The organism is Cupriavidus sp. SIMBA_020 (genome assembly GCF_046535395.1).
Lineage (GTDB): Bacteria > Pseudomonadota > Gammaproteobacteria > Burkholderiales > Burkholderiaceae > Cupriavidus > Cupriavidus campinensis.
The window spans coordinates 1-257 of sequence record NZ_JAWRWU010001044.1 but is presented as its reverse complement, the minus strand read 5'-3'; the positions used below and the strand labels follow the sequence as shown (position 1 = coordinate 257).

General features: G+C 58.8%; 1 protein-coding gene. It reads left to right on the top strand.

Going from position 1 to position 257, the window contains the following annotated elements; genetic code table 11:
* Window positions 1-257: DUF444 family protein (locus SB751_RS32660; protein WP_410749339.1), on the top strand; the 257-nt coding region annotated here is incomplete at both ends.

Below are 257 nucleotides of genomic sequence, written 5' to 3'. Positions count from 1 at the left end.
CGAGCGCTACTCGCCGACCGAGTGGAACATCTACGGCGCGCAGGCGTCGGACGGCGACAACTGGACCGACGATTCGCCGAAGTGTCGCAAAATCCTCGAAGAGGATATCCTCACCAAGACGCGTTATTTCGCCTACATCCAGGTCGCTCCGGAAGAGCAGAATCTGTGGCTGGAGTATGCGCAACTGGCGCTGTCGCAACCGCATCTCGCGATGAAGAAAGTCGAATCGGCTGCCGACATCTACCCGGTATTTCGCG